Consider the following 19,296-nt stretch of genomic DNA (forward strand, 5'->3'; position numbering starts at 1 on the left):
TTTTTTAATCGACGTTGCGCCCACGCACCTTCAACGCCGCCCGCACCCCGGCGCCATACGCCGCATCAGCCTTGTCGAAATGGCCGAGCTGCCGCTGGATGATCTCGTCGCTGACCTGGCTCAACGGTCCGGCAAAATTGTCAAACAGGTTCTGCTTCTCCTGTTCAGGCAACAAACGGAACAGGTTGCCCGCCTGGGTGTAATCGTCCTCCTTGCCCCGTCCATCGTAGCGCCCTGCCCCGCCGTCCAGCGCCAGCGCTGGTTCGCCGTGGCCCATGCCCTGCGGATTGGTTCCCGCCGCTTCCACTGGCGCATAGTTCTGCTCCGCGCCGCCAAAGCCGGCCGCCATCGCGCCATCACGCTGCTGGTGATGGAATGGGCAGCGCGGCGCATTCACCGGCAGGTGCTGGTGATTGGTGCCAACGCGGTACAACTGCGCGTCGTGGTAGGCAAACAGGCGCGCCTGCAGCATCTTGTCCGGCGAATAGCCCATGCCCGGCACCACATTGGCCGGCGACAGGGCCGCCTGCTCCACCTCGGCGTGGTAGTTGACCGGATTGCGGTTCAGTTCCAGCACGCCGACGGGAATCAGCGGGAAGTCAGCATGCGGCCAGACCTTGGTCAGGTCGAACGGGTTCCAGCCGGTGCGTTGTTCCCACGCCGCCAGTTGCTGGTCGGTCGCCACCTGCACCTTCACCTCCCATTGCGGGAAGTCCCCCGAAGCGATGGCGTTGTACAGGTCGCGCTGCGCATGGTCGGGATCGGCGCCCGCCAGGCGCGTCGCTTCGGCCGCGCTCAAGTTCTTGATGCCCTGCCTGGTCTTGAGGTGCCACTTCACATAAACGCGCTCGCCGGCTGCGTTGACCAGGCTGAAAGTATGGCTGCCGAAACCGTCCATGTGGCGGTAGCCGTCCGGCGTGCCGCGATCGCTGAACAGCATGGTGACCTGGTGCAGCGATTCCGGCGTCTTGCTCCAGAAGTCGAACATCATGGTCGGCGATTTCAGGTTGGTTTGCGGGTCGCGCTTCTGGGTATGGATGAAGTCGGGGAATTTGATGCCGTCCTTGATGAAGAACATCGGGGTATTGTTGCCGACCAGGTCCCAGTTGCCTTCCTCGGTGTAGAAACGCACCGCGAAGCCGCGCGGATCGCGCTCGGTATCGGCGCTGCCGCGCTCACCGCCAACGGTGGAGAAGCGCACGAAGGTCTCAGTCTGCTTGCCAATGGCCGCGAACAGCTTGGCCTTGGTGTACTTGCTGATGTCGTGGGTGACGGTGAAGGTGCCGTAGGCGCCGGAGCCTTTGGCGTGGACCACGCGCTCGGGAATGCGTTCGCGGTTGAAATGCTGGAGCTTCTCAATCAGGTGGAAGTCCTGCAGCAGGACGGGGCCACGCGGGCCGGCAGTCAGGGAGTTCTGGTTATCGGCGACTGGAATGCCGGATGCGGTGGTGATAGGGGTCTGGCTCATTTACTGGCTCCTTCATGTGATCGGTGAAATCATTCTAAAGAGACACGAGCAATTAATGAATTTGATTAATTCTATGAAATCGATAGTCAAAAGCGTTCATGGATGGCAATCCCCTCAAAGGTGTCCGACTCGCCAGCCCACGGCTTGGCCTTGAAGGCCCGCTGCGCATCCGCGTAGCCAGCCTGCCAGCGCTGGTTGATGCCAGCGCTCGAGAAGTCGATGTCCTTGGTGTGGTCCTCGCAGTTCAGATGCGGCGCCTTGAGCAGCACGACGTGCATCGAGGTACCGCAGCCCCATAGCGCCAGCTCGCGCGCTTCCGGACTCGCGCGCACGTCCTCCGGCAGCTTCATCGCCAGTTCGCGGATCACGCGCCGCAGGCGGTGCAGCTTGCGCTGCTGCTCGATATGGCTGGCGCGGCTGGCATACTGGATCTCCTTGTGCTTCTCCAGCACGTCCAGCACGCTTTGCGGCTCGCTGCCGTCCGGATTCCACACCTGGACCGAGAAGATCACCGAGTCGCGGCGCGGTTCGTCGTCGAGCACCGCCTCGATCGGCGTGTTGGAATAGATGCCGCCATCCCAATACGGCTCGCTACCGATGCGCACCGCCGGAAAGGCTGGCGGAATGGCGCCGGATGCAATCACGTGCGACAACTCGAGCGCCTCCTTGCGCGAATCGAAGTAGCGCATGACGCCATTGCGGGCGTTCACAGCTCCCACGGTCAGCCGCGTATGGCGCTCGTTCAGGTAGGCCATGTCGACCAGGCCTGCCAGTGTATTGCGCAGCGCATTGGTGCGGTAAAACGATGCATTCTCCACGCCTAGCGGCGCGGCCGGATTCCACCACGCGAGCGGATTGGGATCAAAGAAGGCGGGAATGCCTTGCGCCAGCGTGAGCGCGTTGGCGAACGCGGGCGGCAGGCTGCCGAATGGGTCGTGGCGCTCCATCGCCTCCCAGAATGCGCGCAGGCGCGGCACGCGCTGTTCGGGTGGATTTCCCGCGATGATGGCGCCGTTCAGGGCTCCGATCGAAGTGCCGATCACCCAGTCCGGCTCCACGCCCGCTTCGTGCATGGCCTGGTAGACGCCAAGCTGGTATGCGCCCAGCGCCCCTCCGCCCTGCAGCACCAGCACCACCTGCCCCGGCATGCCCTTCTTCACAAGCGCACCGACAGGCCGACGGTGAATGCCAGGTCCGGCGTACGCCGGTTCAGGCCAAGCATGACGCCGGCATCGACGTGCAGGTCGCGCGTGAACGAATAGCCGCCGCCGAAGTCGAAGCTGGCGGTGGTCCCGCCGTCGCGCGCGCGGGCAATGCGCGGCGTGGCCACTTCAACGAAAGTGTAGGCGCGTTCGCCCAGGTTTTTTGCCAGCGTGATGCCGAATTGTCCGGTGGAGACATGGCGTCCGGATTCATCGCGATCGAGGTAGTAGCCGGGCATGACGCCCAGCTCCAGGTCGTGCGGCAGCTCCCATTCGATTGGCACGCGGAAGGACGGCCTCGTGCCATTGCCTTTGAATTCGCGCGACCCGGTCGCGAAGTCCGCTTGCATGATCAGGCCAACCGACGGCGCGCCGCCCTCCCCCTCGCGTACCTGCCACTTGAAGCTTGCGGCTGCGTCGCCCCAGCCGCGCGTGCGGGCCGGATCGCTGCGGTCGGTCAGACGTCCGTCCGACTCCAGGCGCAGCTCCAGGTCGTCCGTCACGCCCACGCGCAGCAGCAACGGGGTGCTGCGCGCCTCCTTCGACTGCAGCAGGCCGGTCTCAAGCTGTATGCGTCCCTTGCCGACCACCTCCGGCGCATCCACGAAATCGGGACGGTCGGTGGTTATCCAGCTATCGGATTCCGCCGCCGCGCAGCACAAAGGCAACGCAAGGGCAGCGCACAGGACGCGTTTCGGCATTTTGCTCTCCAGGGCATTTACGGCTTAGGATAGAAATATGCCACTAATACCGGAGATCAACAATGAAGCTTAACCATATTGATTTGCCCGTAACGGACCTGGAAGCAGCAGCCGGCTACTTCCAGCGCGGTTTTGGCTTTGAACGTTTGCCAGCGCCGGCCGAAGGCATGGCGATCCTGCGCGGCGAAGGCGGCTTCGCCCTCATCCTGCAACAGGCCGGGAGTGCCGTCTATCCGGCCGGGTTTCATATCGGCTTCCTGCAGTCATCCGACGAGGCAGTGCACGCCGCCTACCGGCGACTGGCCGACGCTGGACTGCCCTTGCCACCTGCCCCGGCGGAGAGTTACGGCTGCCTCTCTTTCTGGTGCCAGGCTCCCGGCGGCATCCTGGTTGAAGTCAGCCACCGCCCAGGCTAAGCAGGCATGCGCCCCGTGCGCAGGGCAAACGCCCAATCGGGCCGCCCGTGGCGCGCGGCAACGTCCGCCGCGGCATGCCAGTCGTAAGCAACGGCGTACTGTTCGACCGACCATGCGCCGCCAGTACGTTCGACAATGGCATAACGCGCATGCGGCGTGCCGTTTTCGGCCTTGTGCGGATAAGGCAGGTCATCGTCGTAAGCCTGCAAGCCGACGCTGCCCGGATTGAGCACCAGGCGCCCGTCTTCGAGCAGCATCGAGCGCGGCACGTGGGTGTGGCCGCACAGGATCAGGGAAGCTTGCGCATCCCCTGCCCGGTCCAGGACCTCGCCATAGCTTGCCGCGCGCTGCCCGGCAGGATCGACGGTTTCCATCCAGTACACCAGGTCCGAAGCGGGCGTGCCATGCACCATCAGGACATCGTCCTGCAAGCGCATGGAGGCCGGCAGCGATGCGATCCACGCACGATGCGAGGGCCCGATGTGATCGTGGGCCCAGCGGTCGGATGCACCCATGCGTGCCGGGTCGTGCTCCAGCACCTGGCGTTCGTGGTTGCCGCGAATGGTGGGCAAGCCCAGCGCCATCAGGCGCTCTGCAGTTTCAGCCGGCAGCAAGGGGCCGGACAGGATATCGCCCAGGTTGACCGTCAGCTCGACATTGCGCCGTGCGATGTCGGCCAATACGGCATCGAGAGCCCACAAGTTCCCATGGATGTCCGACATCACTGCGACTCGCATTGCATATGCTCCTAACTGGCAAGCGCCGCGACCTCCGCTGCGCTGAGAGCGCCATTATAGATCCGGAAATCGTCAATCTTGCCGTTGAAATAAGGATCAGCGGAATACTGCGAGCGGCCCAGCCAGTTCTGCGTTCCCGACCGCATCCGGAATGGCGCATGGGTCATCTGGTTATTCGTCGCGACCGCGCTGCCATTCACGTACAAGGTGCCGGTAGTACCCGATAAAGTCACCGCAACGTGCACCCATTGCCCGGCCGGCAGCGTTGCGGCCGACAGCGACTGGTCGCCCCATCCGTTGGTCAGGTTGATGGTGAATCGCAGGCCGCCGCCGCCAGCCTGTGGCGTCAGGAACATGCATTGCGTCGTGCCGGAGCCGAAATCGAAAATGCGCGTCCAGTTACGCCCGCCATCCCAGTAGACCCAGGCTGCGATGGAGAAGTCGGCCAGGCCATCCATGAGTCCAGCCGGCAGGCTGACGTAGTCATCGACGCCATCGAGTGCCACGGAGTTGGCCTTCTTCCCTGCCGCCCACTGCGCACCGTTCAGCAAGGTGGCATGGCGGCCATTGCCGCTGGTGTCCTGCGCGGTCGTGCCTTGCGCCTCGTTGAAGGCCAACAGGACATGCGGCACCACGGCGGTGATCACTTTCGCTTCGTTCGATACCGCGCTGGCGCCCGCCGGCGACTGCGCAGTGATTACGTAGTAGTAGCTGTTTGGCGCCATCCCGCTGTCGGTATAGGTAAGCAGGCCGGTAATGCCGCTGGCGACAGTGGCATACGGCCCGCCCGGAGCGGTCGCGCGCAACACGGTATAACTGGTGGCGCCAGCTGCGCCCCACCAGGACAGCTCGACCTTGCCGCCGACCAGGCGCGCCGTCAGGCCGCTTGGCGCTCCGCCCGCTGCCTTGGCATCGCGGCTGAACGTAAGGGTGCCGACGCCAAGCTGGTCGCCGTTGTTGCCATCGCCCTCGGCGCGCACCCTGGCCGCCATCTGCGCGGTGAACGGCGCTGCCAAGCCGCGGCGGTTCACGTAGTGGTTGTAGATCATTTCCCAGACCGGACGGATGCTTGGCAGCCCGGCCGGCGAAATGCCCGTGCCGGTGCCCTGCCGGTTGATGTAGGTATCGAACGGCATCGAGGTGTAATAGGGAGTGCCGCTCGCATCGGACAGGTTGGTCTTGGCCACGTATTCAGCCCCCGCCAGGAAGCGGTTGTTGTCGTAGCCGTAGAAATCGTCGCCCTGGTTCCACGCCATTTCGCAGAAGACCCCGGCCAGCCCGATGCCCAGCGTGCAGTGGCCCTGGTCGCGCGAGCTTTCCTGCCATTGGCCAAGGTAGCCCGGGTGGATAAAGGGTACGGCCTGGCTCGATGCGCCATTGCCGCGGCCAGTCCGGTAATACGTAACCGCTTCGTTGTACAGGTCTTCGCGGTCGCACATTACGCCGATGGCCAGGATGGCCGCCAGGTTGCACTGGTCCCAGTTGGCCCAGTAGTTGGTGATTTCCGAGCCATTGTGCCCCGTCAGGAACTGGTGGCTGAGCGGATAGAACACGTTCAGCATCATGTCCTGGAAGCGCTTCAGGTCGGCCGCAGCCCAGCCAGGGTAAGTCCGCATGATTTCAGCGGCATTGGCGAACTGGAAGCCGTAAATGCCGGCAGCCAGGAAGCGGTCGGCATTGCCGGTAATGGTGGTCAGCGTGGACGACCAGGCGTTCAGAAATTCGACAGCCTTGTTGGCGTATGCAACGTCGCCCGACACTTTCCAGCGCACCGCCAGCTGGTAGGTGCGGGCGATGTCGATATACATTTGGGAGAAATTGCTGTCGGTGCCGCCGCGGATGACGGTTTGCAGCGGACGCGGACTGTTGTTCAAGTGGGAGCGACCGGTATTCAACAACGCATTCCAGCCATCCAGCCAGGGTTGGGCTCCCGCCGCCACTTTGGCGCGCATGCGGGCAAAGTCCTCCTCAGTATGCAGCAAGCCGGGGTGAACGAAAGCCCGGCCTGGCGCAGGCTGCGCCGGTGGGGCCGTGTCGGCCGGTTGCGTTGGCTGGGTCGATTGCGCTGGCGGAGCGGGCTGGACAGCCGGTGACGACTGCGCAGGCAGCGCGCCTTCCGCGCCTTGCGAATTGTGCGGCGAAGACCCGCCGGCGTTGCAAGCGCTGAGCGCGAGTGGACCGAGCGCCGCCAGGCTAAGCGAACCGGTGCAAAAAGTCCTGCGAGGAAGGGAAATACCTTTGGTTTGCCTGGTCATAGTTACTTTCGAACGTTTGCGGGCAGGATGCCGCGAGCGGTCGTATGATAACTTACCTTAAGGCAACATTTTTGTTAGCACTTGATGAATTTTGCTTATGCCGACACTGAAAGTTTGATATTTTTGGAATCAGTTGCCGGCCAGGGCGTCTGCTACCTTGTCCATCTGGGAGGCCTTGGCAATGGCGTTGGCCGGCTTCTTCTCATCTTTTTGAGATTCCTTGGCCTGGGCCGAGGGCGGCACCGGCAACGTGGAGGCCACGCGCACCGTATCCATGGCATACATTGATATCCCAAGCCCCACCGTTCCGATCAATAACCAGCGTACCCATGAGGACAACACGATAGCCTCCGGCAAATTTTTCTACTAATGAGTTTAGTGTCGAAATTTGCCGGGATTCTATTCTATTGTCACAAGGGCTGAAGATTTTACTGCTGAGGTTGCTGGGCCATGTAGACCAGCTCCCAGATATGGCCGTCCAGGTCTTCAAAGCCATGGGCGTACATGAAGCCATAGTCTTTCGGTTCACGCGGCGTCTTGCCGCCCGCCGCAACGGCCTTGCGCACCAGGTCGTCGACCTCTTCACGGCTCTCGCAGGACAGGCAGACCAGCACCTCGGTGGCCTCTTTCGCATTGGCGATCGGCTTCGACGTGAAGGTACGGAAAAAGTCCTCGACCAAGAGCATCGCGTAGATGCTGCCGTCGTGGATCACCATGCTGGCGGCGTTTTCGTCGGTGAACTGCGGGTTGAAGGTGTAACCCAGCGCAGCGAAGAAGGCCTTCGACTTTTCCAGGTTCTTGACGGGCAGGTTAACGAAGATTTGCTTGTTCATTTGGGCCTCTCGAAAAAGGGATTTACAGGGTGGTTTGTAAACCTACGACGAGGCAGCGCTCCGGAAATCGACATCCGAGGAAAAAAAAATTTAACGCATCCCAACGAAGTATGCTCCTCGCGAATATAGCACCCAGGTCCCGCCGAGAATTTCGCAAATTGTCACAAACACAAATATTATCAAATAATACAAATATGTGACAAATCGCGTGCTAGATTCATGGTCTCACCTGGAGCACGAGCGCTCCGGGTTTTCAAAATCCCTCAAAGTCAGGAATAAGCATGAATAAAGTAATCTTTGCTGCGGTGTGCGCGATTCTCATGTCCGGTTGCGCTGACATGCCCTCGAAGGAAACCGCTGGGACAGCTGCCAAGGAAGAGACATATACCACGACGGGTTCCCGCATCCCGCGCAAGGTGAGCAGCACCGCACGCGCCGATGCAGCCATCCTGGATAAGGACGAAGTGGAGCGCCAGGTGCAGAGCCAGGGAAGCACCAACACCATGGGCCGCTAATCATCGCAAACAAGCCCGCGAACCTGGGACCAGGCTTGCGGGCTTGTTTGTCGGAACGTTAGTTCTTCACCGCCACGTAGGCAACCCGCAATTTGGCCGGCCCGCTGCCACCAGCCGTTTCCCCCACCGGTCCACGCACCGGAACGCCCAGCAAGCTCACTTCCACCATCGCCTTGTGCACGTCGATTCCGCTGAAAAGCGCCACGCCTTGCTGGCCGATCGGCACCCCCATGGTCGCCGCTTTCGGTCGCCACTTCAACGCGCGGAAGGAATCGGCCAACTTTACGCCGGCCGCAGCCAACCGGTTGCGTTCCGCCGCATCCGGCGACTGGCTCGTGCTCCACAACAAGTTGACCTGGACCAGCTTGCCGCCGGGGCCATCAAAGATATAAGTCACGCCCGCCGGTCCCGGGCCAGGCGACAATTGCGCCAGCGGCAGCACCAGAACCCGCGCACCGCCCGGCAACTTCGCTTGCTGCAGCAGCTTGGCTTGCTCCTTGAAGTCGGCGGCTACCGCCGCCCTCACCTGCTGTTCATCCATGCCAAACCGCGCGCTGCGAAAGCCTTTGATTTCATGCAGCGCATCTTGCGCCGCGTTGGCGACGAAAGTCTGGCGCAGCACCGCCGGGCCGGCAGGCGCGGCACGATGCTCCTGGCGTCGCTGAGCGCCAGGTAGCTCGACATCGAACGCGGCGCCCCCGAGGCGGATCTCGACGCCGGCACCGGCCTCATCGCGCCCGGCAAAGACCACCAACTCGCCCGGCGCAACCACCCGGCCGCGTGCGGTCGCGAACACCGGCCACTGGTAGCCAATCTGCTCGCTCGCCAGCGCCGCCGCGGCCGACAGCAGCGGCGCACGCTCCGCTTCAGCAGGATTGCCGGCGATAGACCAGGTACTGTGCACGCCGACCAGCCGCCGCTCATCGGTGCTGAAAACATAGCTGATACGCGCCGGCCCCGGCCCGGGCGCCAGCGTCGGCAGCGTTACCTCCAGCGCCAGCGTGCCGGCGGCATCGTCCGCGCCCATCTGCGCCGTCGCCAGGGCACTCGGCCAGGCAGCGGCAATTGCCGCCTTGACCTGCGCGATATCCATGCCCCAGCGCGCGCCACAGGCGCCGGAAATCTTCGCCGGCTCGCCGCGCACCGTCCAGGAATGCGGCTGGCCGCTCAGGGAAACTTCTTCGCGCGGCTGCTGCGCCTGCACGGCCGGTCCGGCGGCGAGGCCCGCCGCGACCAGCGCGGCACACAATGTCTTCTTCATAGTCATTTGTTCCAGGTTGCGTACTTCAATTCGCCGTCCACCACCTTGAGCGTCACGCCCATTCTCGCGGCTTCGTATTTCACATCGAATTGCTGCTGCCAGAAATCGGGCTTGTTGCGCGAGAATTCCACAGCCTTCGCGGGATCGGTCTTCAGCAGGTCGACCATCTTGCTTTGCCATTCCTGCTGGTTCTTGACCATTTGCCCGGTTGATTTCAGCAGTTCTCCATAGCGATACATGAACATATTGTTGTCGCTGCTGCCACGATTGCCGTAGTTCCACTCAGGGTTTTGCGACAGGTAAGCGTAGCGCGCTGCGGGATCATCCTTCAGCGACAGGCCATGCTGGTCGAGGCCTGGCTGCCGCTCAGTATTGCTCACCGTCGGCGCGAAGCCGCTGGCGACAGCGCCAACGTCGATCCCCAGGTTGAACTTGAATTCGATACCGCCGATGCCGATCGCGGCGCCAATGTCCATGCTCAGGTTGATCACGCCGTCCGAATAGCCGGCGCCGATGGAGATATTGCCGCCCACAATGCCAGGCGTATAGAGCGTTGCGCCGCCGCCCACGCTGCCAAGGCCGTATTGCAAGCCGCCGTTGGCGCCGAGGGAGGAACCCACGCCCGCCATGCCGCCCTGCGTCATGGTCAGCACGCCGCCGACCAAGCCGTAGCGGTAATTGGTCTGGGCATAGGCGAAGGTTCCAGTGGTGACGTCCACGTTGCCCGATACGCCGCCGCCCAGGTTGCCGCTGACGCCGGCATTGGCGTACACGCCCACCGTGGCATCCGCCCCAATGGTGACGCCGGTGCGTCCCAGCCGCAGGTTCGCTTCCGCAGCTCCCTGCGCGCCGGCGGTCAGGTCCATTGGGCCGCTGCTGATGGTGATATCGACGTGGCCTTCGGCAGACGTCGAGAGCTTGACGCCAGTGACGCCGAATGAAGCGAGCGCTGTGACGACGCCACTTGCCTCGGCATCGGCCGACACGCCGTTGGATGTGCCAAGGTCGGCGCTGGTCCCTGCGCCAACCGTGGCGCCGGCGCGATTCGGACCGAGTTCCGTATCGGTGACGGTGCCGTCGCCGTCCACCAGGCGGCCAGGATTTGGAGCCGGTGCGTTCTGCTCTCCCCAGGTCTTTTCCAGGTCGGTCTGGTCGCGATCGATGATGGTGGCCGATGGCGGCCGCACCGGCAGGTTCCTGGACTCGACCAGGTTCAAGCCGAAGCTGACATTGGAATAGACGTCGTAGGTGCCGATCGTGTTCACGCCGCTTGGAACGCCGAACCTGCCATGGGCGACTGGCATCAGGCGGTAATTGCCCGCATTCGCGCCGACCAGCCCTGCTGCTTCGTAGTAATAGCGGCCTTGCGGCAGCACGGTGTCCAGCGGCACCATACCGTTCAATTGCGGCACATAGATCGCGGTAATGGCGTCCACGGACTCGCCATTGGGCATCGGCACGCCGCCGATGGTTTCCAGCTTGATCGTGCCATGCTCGCCGATTTCGCCGTAGCTATCCAGCACGTTGACGCTGCTGCCGGTCGAGTAACGCAGCCACAGGGGCTTGATGGTCAGGGTACCGGGCAGGTTGCCGCTGGTGGCCAGCGTATAGTTTTTCGCGCTGGCGCCAGTCAGTTCGGTGACCACCTGGAAGTAGGTGCCGACCGGGGTCCTGGCATCCACCGTCATCGGCTTGCCCTGCAAGTCCAGCACGATGACCTTGCCATCGAGCTGGTCGCCTGCCAGTGCGCCCGGATAGACTGGCTTGCCAAGGTCAACGCCTTGCACCAGCTGCGAGCAGCTCATGCCATCGCAATCCTTGTAGAAGCCGTACTGGCCGGTGCCGGCAGACACCGTCCAGTTCAGCGCCTTCGGCGCCACACTGAGCTTGCCGCTGCTGCGGCCCGTGAGCACATAGTTGCCGGCTTTGGCGCCAGTCAATTGGATCTGGTAGTTGTAGTCGCCGACATTGACGCGCTGGTCCAGGTACAGGTTACGGTCGGACGCGCTGCCCGGCGTCAGTGCCTGGGTCGTGAGCCCGGCCCCGGACAGCATGAAGGACACGTCGTCGCTTCTGAACAGCACGTCGTTCGCGTTGCCAAATAGGGCCGAAGTGCCATACACAGTGTTCGCCTGCTCCGGCGCATTCAGTGCGATGGCGTGCGGCGTAATCACCAGCTTGCCCGCCACGGAACTGACGTTGTCGATCACGTAATTATTGGCATTGGTGCGGCCCAAGCCTTGCAGCGAAGTGACGCGCGCCTGGTAGGTGCCGGCATCGGTCTGTCGGCCATAGGCGACTTCCTTGCCGCTGGCATCGTAGTAGGACTGCTTGCCAGCCAGCGCTTCGCCGGACAAGACGCCGCTGAAGGTTGGGGCCAGACGGTCCAGCCAGAAGGTGCCGTTGATATCGCCGTACTCTACGCTGGTGCCGGCGCCAATGGCCGACACCTGCCTTTGCGCGATACGGATGGTGCCGATATCCGTTTTCGACAGCGTGTAGTTGCGTGCCAGGTCTGCCGGCAGTCCCACGGTGGAACGGTAAGTGCCCGCGTCAATACGGTCGCCAGGGCCGGCTGTGCCGCCGCTGTTCCACACGTCAAAGGTCCGGCCGACTGCGCCAGGCGTCGGCGATGCCAGCGTGGTGAACATGTTCCACCAGTTCGGCACGTCGCCGGCAATCCAGCCGGTGACGGTGGCGCGCCCCGGATTGCTGCCGTAGACCATGTCGTATGGTCCGCCAAAACTCACGTCCAGGCTGCGCTTGTCAACCTGGAACCGGGCCTCGCTGCTGCTCGGGCCAACCGAGATCACCTTGCCGGTCTGCGAATCGAGCCAACTGGCGCCGGACTGGGTAATGTACTGGTGCTGCGTTCCGGTGCCGGACAGCCCGCTCGGCCGGAACGTATAGGTACCGGCAGGAGTGCGGCTGGCCACCACTTGTGGAATGCCTTTGTCGTCGAGCAGGTCGCCGGTTACCTGCACATTCCTTGGATCGCCATGGAAGCCGTTCAGTGTTGCCTTGGTATCCGGCGCAATGCCGTAGGTCGACTTGCTCAATGATGGGTAGACGACGCTGACCGGTCGCGGTACGACGTCGATCATGCCAAACAGCCCGGTCGGACTTGCGTCCGGAATGTAGTAGTTACGGGCATCCACGCCGCCCAGGGCGCCGCCGACATAGTAAGTGCCCGGGATTGCATCCGCCGGCAGCGATTTCGCCGCGCCGCCCGGCAATTGGAAGTTGGCGTCCAGGTTCATTTTATCGCCCGCCAAGGCCTGGTCCCTCAGGAAGGACAGGTAGGCGCCGCCGGTGCTGCCATAGACCAGGCTCTTGCCCATGTCCAGCCCGCCCCACTGGGTGCGCACGGTAAAGCTGGCATCCACTTTGCGTGGAATGACGGTCAATTCGGCGATAGTGTTGCCGCTGGTGGCGAGGACGTAGTTGCCGGAATCCAGGCCGCGCAAGCCGCCGGGTTTGGTGGCGTAGGTGCCCACGTTCAGGTAGCCGCCGGATGAACGGCTTTCGCCGACCAGCGAACCGACGTTGATGGCCACATTGTCTTCCGGGAAGGCCGGGGTGAAGTCGACGAACACCCACACCGGGCTAGTATCACCGTAGGTACGGGTGGTCCGGTCGTCCGAGAAATAGGTGCGGTAATGCAGCGCCTTGGGCGTAATCGTGATCAGGCCATTCCGCGAGCCGGTATCGGTCACCGCGTAATTTGCCTTGTCACGGCCATTCAAGCCGATGTACGAGAGGATGGGCAACACATAATCACCCACCGGCAGCCTGGCATTGGGGTTGGTCCAGCTGCCAGAGAGCAGCACCGGAAGCGACACGTCGTCGCCATCCAGCACACCGTACAGGGTGTTCTTGAAATCGGCGCCGGTAAACAGGCGCGCGCCATATTCGTAACTTGCGACCGGGCCGCTATAGGTCAGTGTCTTGGGCTGCACGGTCAGCGTAGCGCTGCCATTGGTGGCGCCCACCGTGTAGTTGGCATTCGCCGCTACCTGTGCGCTCACCTGCATGGCGTAGCTGCCTGCCGGAGTGCGTGCTCCCAGCACCACCGGGCTGCCGTTCTGCGAGATGGCCACTTGGGTTTGCACTGCGAAGGAATCGCTGCCCACCAAGCCTTCCACCGTCACCGACGGCACGGCCAGCGTGCCGTACACCGACAAGGCATTGTTGATGATGACGTTCAGTTGCTTGGGCGTGATGACCATCTGGCCGGTCGCGTTGCCGGTGGCCGCAAACACATAGTTGCTTGCTGCCGAACCGCCCAGGCCAGTGACCGCTGCCACGTAGCTGCCGACGCCGGGCAAGGCAATGGGCGCGCCGTTGCCGTCCAGCGCCTGCAGCAACGGCGTGAGCGAATCGCCCGCCGCCACGTTGTTCAGCGTGACCTGGTTCGCAGGCGCGGCACCATACACCGAGCTGCCGTTGCCGACGTTCCAGGTCAGCGAGCGCTTCGCGATGTTCAGCACGCCCGGCGTGTGGCCGCTATCCGCTAGCTTGTAATTGTCCTGCGGAGAGGTTCGGAACAGCACGTTGACTGCGTAGCTGCCGGCCGGGGCGTGGGCATCGATCGTTTGCGAAGCGCCCAGGCCCGCAATCATCGGCACCGTGTTGATGGAGTCGCCCGCCAGCAGGCCGTTGAAGGTAAATGCCGGCAAGGTGCCGCCATCGCCATAGGTCAGGTTCAGCGTGCCGCCGGTATAGGTCAGCTCGCGCGGCACGACGGTAACGAGATTGTTCTGGCCGCCGTTCGGGTCCAGTTCGTAGTTCGCCGCGCCGCCGCCACTCAGGCCGCCCACGCGCACCGAGTAGAAGCCAACGGACGGCTTGCCGGTCGGGCTGGCACTGCCAGTGACGGTGCTGGATGCGATCGATTGAACGGGGCTTACCTGGTCGCCATTGATCACGCCCACCAGCGACGGCGTCGGCAGGTCGCTGCCGTATTGCTGGGTGCTGGCGTTGCCGCTCCAGGTCAATTGCTTGCGCGCGATGCTGAACACGCCGCCGACCTGTGAACCGGCCAGCGTGTAGCTGCCGGCATCGGCGCCACCCAGGCTGGTGATGGTCTGCGCGTACGCGCCCGCATTCGTGGTCGCGCTGGAGTTCGACAGGCGCGCGCCGCCGACATCGAAGCCAACCGGACCCGCCGTGAGATCGTCGCCTGCCAGCACGTTATTGAAGCTCAGGGCGCCTGCGGACGCCGGCGTGCCGTACACCGTCTGGACATTGCCGACCGAGTAGTTCAGCACACGGGGCGAGATCGTGAATGCCCCGGGGTCGTTGCCTTCCGCGGCGATGATGTAGTTGCCTGCGTCGCTGCCGGCCAGGCCAACTGCGGCGTAAGAGTACGAGCCGGCCTTGAGCCGCCCGGCTGGAGCGACGCCCCCGCCCTGCAGGATCGAACCCGCCACCGGGCTCACACTATCGTTGCCGACAATACCGCCCAGCACCACGTACGAACTGGCGCTGTCCGCATCGCCGTACACCTGGTTCGGATAGAAGGCGACGAAGGTCAGCGCTTTGGGCGCCACGGCCAGGGAACCGGCCCAGCTACCCGGCGCCAGCTCGTAATTGCTCGCCGCCGCGCCGGTCAGCCCGATCACCTGGTAGGCATGCGCCCCTGCCCGCGTGGTCGCACTGAAGGCGTAGCCGTTGCCCACGGCGGACAGTGCCTGCTGCCCGCCGCCGTCGATGGTAGCGAGCGGCGCCAGCACGTCGTTGTTGACGACGTTGTCCAGCGTAACCACCGGGGCCGCCGTGCCGTACGTGCCCTGGTGGTTGCCCACCACCGGCGTGACGGACCGGCGCGTGATCGTCAACGGCATGCTGACTGGGCTCATGTCGATGAAATAGCTGCCAGCCAGGCCGTTGTTGAATGCCAGGCCCGCGCCGCCGGAAAGGCTGATGGTGCGAGTACCGGCGTTGGCTGTCACGCCGGGACCGCTGGTCGCCAGCGAGCCGCTCGCAAGAATGTCGCCCAGCGCATCGCTTGCAGTGCCGGAAGTGACGTGCAGGAGCTGGATGCCCAGGCCATCGGCGCCCGGATCGGCGTCGCCATACACTTTGCTGACAGCTGCATTGATGCCGTCGCCCAGCGCCAGCCGCGTGGCAGACCCGCCATTCAGCGAACCGATACGCGAGGTGATGCCGTCGGCGACGAACTTGAACTTGCCTTCACCGCGCAGGGCAGCCGTGGTTTCGTTGGTCCAGTCCACATGGCGCCCGCTCAGGGTCACGCTGGATGCGGAGACGCTCAGGTTGCCGGTCAGGCTGATGTCCTCGGCCACGTTGACGTTGTTCGTCAGCGTGATGTACGGCGCGATGCCGCCGCCCCAGCTCGCGCCAGGGGCAATCGTGGCCGACAAGCCATTGCCGGAGTACCCGCCCAGCGTGATGCCGCTGGCTTCGCTGTTGGTGTTGCCGGCGCCGTCGGACAGGTGCAGGGTCAGCTTGCCGTTGCTGTTGATGAAGTCGGCTCCGCCCAGTTCGATCGACGCCGCACCGGCGCCACGCTCGCTGTCGACCACGCCATTCGCTGCGCGGTCATTGGCGGTGATGCTCCAGTCGGCATCGGCGGTACCGAAAATGCCGTTCAGCGAAACCGAGCGCCCCGCCGCCAGCGCCAGCGAACCGGCCGGCGCCGCGCCTGCGCGGGCGACGATGCTGGTAAAGGTATTCCAGGTGATGTCCTGGCTGGCCTTCAGGCTGATGCTGGTACCGCCGCCGAGCAGCGCAGTAAGGTCGCCCGAATACAGGTGGGTGACGCCACTGGGGTTGTCGCCATAGCCGACGCTGCCGGCCGGGTCGCCCCCGGCATTGTCGTCGATCTGGATGTCCTGCGGATCGAGCAGCAGCTTGCCGCCCTTGCCCAGCGCAATGCGGCCAAGCGCCACGGATTGCACCGTGGACGCGGACGACACTTCCACCGCGCCGGCCGCTGCGGCGCCCCTCGCATCGATACCGCCGCGCATGACGGTCGCCTTGTCGCTCCACACGACTGCGGTGCCGCCCTCGCCTGCCGCGCCGCGAGCCGACACGTCGATGCTGCTCGCCGCATCGATGCTGGTGCGAGCAGCATTAGCCGGCGCCGAGCCGGCGGCAGCCGCGCCAAAGCGCTCCGTGTAGCGCCGCGCATCGTCCGAGCCCGCCTCCTGCTCCCTGCCGCCCTGGAAGGCGCCGCCGATGCGTACCAGGCCGCCGCGCGCATTACCGCTTGCATCCAGCCTGGCGCCGGACAGCGAAACCTCCTGCCCCCCGACGTCGATCCGACCGCCATTGGCCGCGCCAGGCGCTGCCGACGCGTCCAGCGTGCCCGACACCTTGACCGCACCGGCCGCACCACCTTCCAGCACGATCGCACCATCATGGCCCGACACGCTTTGCGCGCGGATGGTGCCCGGCATGTTCACCGCTTCGCGCAAGGCTGCGCGGACCGTTTCAGCCTTCAGCATGACGGTGCCGCCAGCAGCGTCGATCACGCCGCTATTGGTGACCAGCGCCTGCCCATCGGCCGTCACCGCATCGGATGGCAGCATCACCTGCAGGTAGCCATCGCCGGACAGGTCCAGCGTGGCCGCCTCGCCAGCGCCCAGCGCGACTTTGCCCAGCGGCGCGCTGATCACACCCTCGTTGCTGACGCTCGATCCCAGCAAGGCCACGTTGCCGCCCGGTCCGGTAATGATTTGCCCCTGGTTGACGACCGCTCCGCCCTTGCCCTTGAAGACATTGCGCCCGGCCATGAAATCGTCTTCCGACATGCCCAGCGTGGAAGCCACAAAGCCGGCGCGCGTATCGACCATGCCGGTCGGCGTAATCGCGATGCCATTCTGGTTGACCAGGAACACCGAGCCATTCGCCTTCAGGCTGCCCGCGATTTCTGAGGACTGGCTGCCCTTGACCACATTCAGCGTCGCCGCGCCGGCGCCCGGCTGTGCGAACGTCACCGTATTGCCCTTGCCGATGCTGAAGGAATTCCAGTTCACCACGGCGCGCTGGCTATCCTGCCGCAGCACCATGCTGTTGGCGTTTGGCGTGGAGATGCTGACTTTGCCGGCGCCCACGACGCCGCCCGATGGCATGGCCTGGCCATAGGCCGGCATTGGCGCCACGACAGGCAAGGTTGCGGCCACCAGCATCGGCCAGGCCATGTCGCGCCGCATGCGCGAACTACGCAGGATCGTCTTATTTCTCAAAATTGCACCTGTGCTTTGAAGAAGGCCTGGGTCTCGTACCGGCCATTAGGGCTCACGCGCCCGCGTCCAAATTCCCCCGACAGGCTGGCGTTGCGCCAGCCGGCCCGCAGGCCAATGCCGTAAGCCTCCGCATGGTCCGCCCGCGCTTGCGCCAGGCGTGTGTGAGGATGGGCATACGCGCCATAGGCATACGGCGCCAGCGACACAGCGCCCGGCAACTGCACCGGCCGCGACACTTCCTGCCGCACGACCCAGCCTCCGTCGTCGGAGAGCTGGCCGGCAGTGAGCGCCGACACGCCGTCCTCGCCATCCATGCCGAAGGTTTCGGCGCTCGGCAACACACCGCGCAAGGGCGCTTGCCCGCGCAGCACGCTGCGGCTTTGCATCCCCCAGGGCAGGCCAAGGTCGTAGCTGGCGTTTGCCTCCAGCTTGGTGTAGCTTGGACCCGCGCCCGCGCGCAACATCGGCACCTCGCTGGCTGCAATTTCCGCGCGGCTGCGGCCGCCGAACTTGCTGGTGCCTTGCGACAGGGTTGCGCCGGCCCGCATCTGGCCTTCGCCCATCGTCCCGCTCCAGTCGGCGCTGAAGCGCAGTACGCGCAAGCGGTCCAGGTCCTGGATGAAATTGAAGTAGGTCAGCGTATCAACCTGGCGGCTGGCCTCCGCCACAGCGGTCAGGGTCAGCTCCTGCTGGCGGCTGACGATGGCCGGATACACCAGCCGCAGTGAAGCGCGCCGCAACTGGCTGCGCGATGCCAGCGCAAAGAAGATGGGGCGCGGCTTGCTGTCCGAGACCGTGAATTCAGGATTCAGGCTCAAGCCGTTGTCAGCCAGCGGCAGGATCAAGCCGCCGCCGGCAACGCGGCGCCGCGCGTCGGTTTCGAACGCATGCCACAAGGGATAACCGCCCGACACATACAGGTAGGCCTGTTCGCCCATTCCCAGCAACTGGTTGGCGCGCAACTGCGCCGTCATCTGCCAGGGACCGATGCTGTCGGATTGGCGATTGTCGGACGACAGGCTGCCCACCACGCTATCCAGCAAACCTTGCAGCACCAGTACCGTGCCGCCGGGCTCAGAGCCCGCGCCCAGCGCACTGCGCAAGGTCAGGCCATGTACCCGCCCCGCCAGCGTCAAGGCCCTTTCCAGCGCCTCGTCCTTCAGGTGGCGCCGGCCGAGCAGCGGGTGCAGGATACGTTCCACCGCCTTACGTGCAGCGGCCGGCACGGCGTCGAGGTTGAGGCGCTCAATGAAGCCGTCAAGGACCACCAATTGCAGCGCAGCGCCATCCACCAGCGACTGCGGAGGAATCACGACGCGCACCAGCGGATAACCTGCGGCGCGGTACAGGGCCTCGATGTCGTCGGCCAGGGCGTAAAAGTCGGCCCCCGAGATGCGCTGGCCGCGCAGCGGCGCAACCAGGCGTTCCGTTGCATCGGCAAATTCGGGGAAGCCGCCCTGCACCACCGCATTCCCCAGCGTGACGAACAGCTTGTCGGCATTGGGGGGCGGCGCCGAACGGGAAGGCTGCTGCGGCAAAACAACGGCAGGCTTGGGCGGCGCTTCCGGGCGCAAGTCGCGCGGGGTCACCTGGGGCGCTTGCTGTGCCAGCGTCGAGGCCGCCGGCAACAGGCAAAACAAGGTCGCACCCAGCAAGCGGGCGTGCAATGATTCAACAGACATGGATTATGGGAAA

The 19,296-nt window shown here is 64.3% G+C and carries 12 protein-coding genes; 2 read left to right on the top strand and 10 right to left on the bottom strand.

From position 1 onward, the window contains the following. Positions 1-4: 4 nt before the first annotated feature. The 3 genes from ACN9M3_RS23405 to ACN9M3_RS23415 form a co-directional block, all read right to left on the bottom strand. On the bottom strand, positions 5-1,468 hold the full coding sequence (locus ACN9M3_RS23405) for a catalase (RefSeq protein WP_426318772.1): 1,464 nt from the start codon (positions 1,466-1,468) through the stop codon (positions 5-7). A gap of 86 nt (positions 1,469-1,554) precedes the next feature. Further along, on the bottom strand, positions 1,555-2,616 hold the full coding sequence (locus ACN9M3_RS23410) for a patatin-like phospholipase family protein (RefSeq protein ID WP_426172277.1): 1,062 nt from the start codon (positions 2,614-2,616) through the stop codon (positions 1,555-1,557). 8 nt (positions 2,617-2,624) lie between these two features. Further along, complete coding sequence (locus ACN9M3_RS23415) at positions 2,625-3,371, bottom strand: transporter (protein WP_426318773.1); 747 nt, start codon at positions 3,369-3,371, stop codon at positions 2,625-2,627. Positions 3,372-3,433: 62 nt separating this feature from the next. On the opposite strand from ACN9M3_RS23415, the gene ACN9M3_RS23420 reads away from it, so the two are divergent. After that, a complete protein-coding gene (locus tag ACN9M3_RS23420) occupies positions 3,434-3,787 on the top strand; it encodes a VOC family protein (RefSeq protein WP_426163220.1) in 354 nt (117 codons plus the stop codon). Here the strand turns inward: ACN9M3_RS23420 and ACN9M3_RS23425 are convergent. The 4 genes from ACN9M3_RS23425 to ACN9M3_RS23440 all read right to left on the bottom strand — a co-directional run bounded on the left by ACN9M3_RS23425 (position 3,784) and on the right by ACN9M3_RS23440 (position 7,612). Beyond that, on the bottom strand, positions 3,784-4,524 hold the full coding sequence (locus ACN9M3_RS23425; protein WP_426163222.1) for a metallophosphoesterase family protein: 741 nt from the start codon (positions 4,522-4,524) through the stop codon (positions 3,784-3,786). The genes ACN9M3_RS23420 and ACN9M3_RS23425 overlap by 4 nt on opposite strands. 11 nt (positions 4,525-4,535) lie before the next feature. Further along, a complete protein-coding gene (locus ACN9M3_RS23430; RefSeq protein ID WP_426163224.1) occupies positions 4,536-6,779 on the bottom strand; it encodes a LamG-like jellyroll fold domain-containing protein in 2,244 nt (747 codons plus the stop codon). A gap of 129 nt (positions 6,780-6,908) precedes the next feature. Then, on the bottom strand, positions 6,909-7,064 hold the full coding sequence (locus ACN9M3_RS23435) for a hypothetical protein (RefSeq protein WP_426318774.1): 156 nt from the start codon (positions 7,062-7,064) through the stop codon (positions 6,909-6,911). Positions 7,065-7,207: 143 nt separating this feature from the next. Continuing rightward, positions 7,208-7,612, bottom strand: a complete 405-nt coding sequence (locus tag ACN9M3_RS23440) for a VOC family protein (protein WP_426163229.1) — start codon at positions 7,610-7,612, stop codon at positions 7,208-7,210. 281 nt (positions 7,613-7,893) lie between these two features. Between ACN9M3_RS23440 and ACN9M3_RS23445 the strand changes: the two genes are divergently transcribed. Beyond that, entirely contained in the window at positions 7,894-8,127 is a 234-nt protein-coding gene (locus ACN9M3_RS23445) for a hypothetical protein (protein WP_426163230.1), read from the top strand. Positions 8,128-8,185: 58 nt separating this feature from the next. Here ACN9M3_RS23445 and ACN9M3_RS23450 read toward each other — a convergent pair whose 3' ends face one another. From ACN9M3_RS23450 to ACN9M3_RS23460, 3 genes are read right to left on the bottom strand one after another with little or no spacing between them, the layout of a single operon-like run. Next, the gene (locus tag ACN9M3_RS23450; protein WP_426163232.1) at positions 8,186-9,388 is read right to left on the bottom strand and encodes a hypothetical protein; all 1,203 of its coding nucleotides are present in this window, start codon (positions 9,386-9,388) and stop codon (positions 8,186-8,188) included. 2 nt (positions 9,389-9,390) lie between these two features. Further along, entirely contained in the window at positions 9,391-17,601 is an 8,211-nt protein-coding gene (locus ACN9M3_RS23455) for a filamentous hemagglutinin N-terminal domain-containing protein (protein WP_426318775.1), read from the bottom strand. Further along, positions 17,598-19,283 carry a ShlB/FhaC/HecB family hemolysin secretion/activation protein gene (locus tag ACN9M3_RS23460; protein WP_426318776.1) on the bottom strand — a complete coding sequence of 562 codons (1,686 nt, stop codon included), beginning with the start codon at positions 19,281-19,283 and terminating at the stop codon, positions 17,598-17,600. The genes ACN9M3_RS23455 and ACN9M3_RS23460 overlap by 4 nt, the downstream gene beginning before the upstream one ends. Between the last annotated feature and the right edge of the window lie 13 nt (positions 19,284-19,296).

Origin of the sequence: Pseudoduganella sp. R-43 (assembly GCF_049913255.1) — a bacterium.
Lineage (GTDB): Bacteria > Pseudomonadota > Gammaproteobacteria > Burkholderiales > Burkholderiaceae_D > Rugamonas.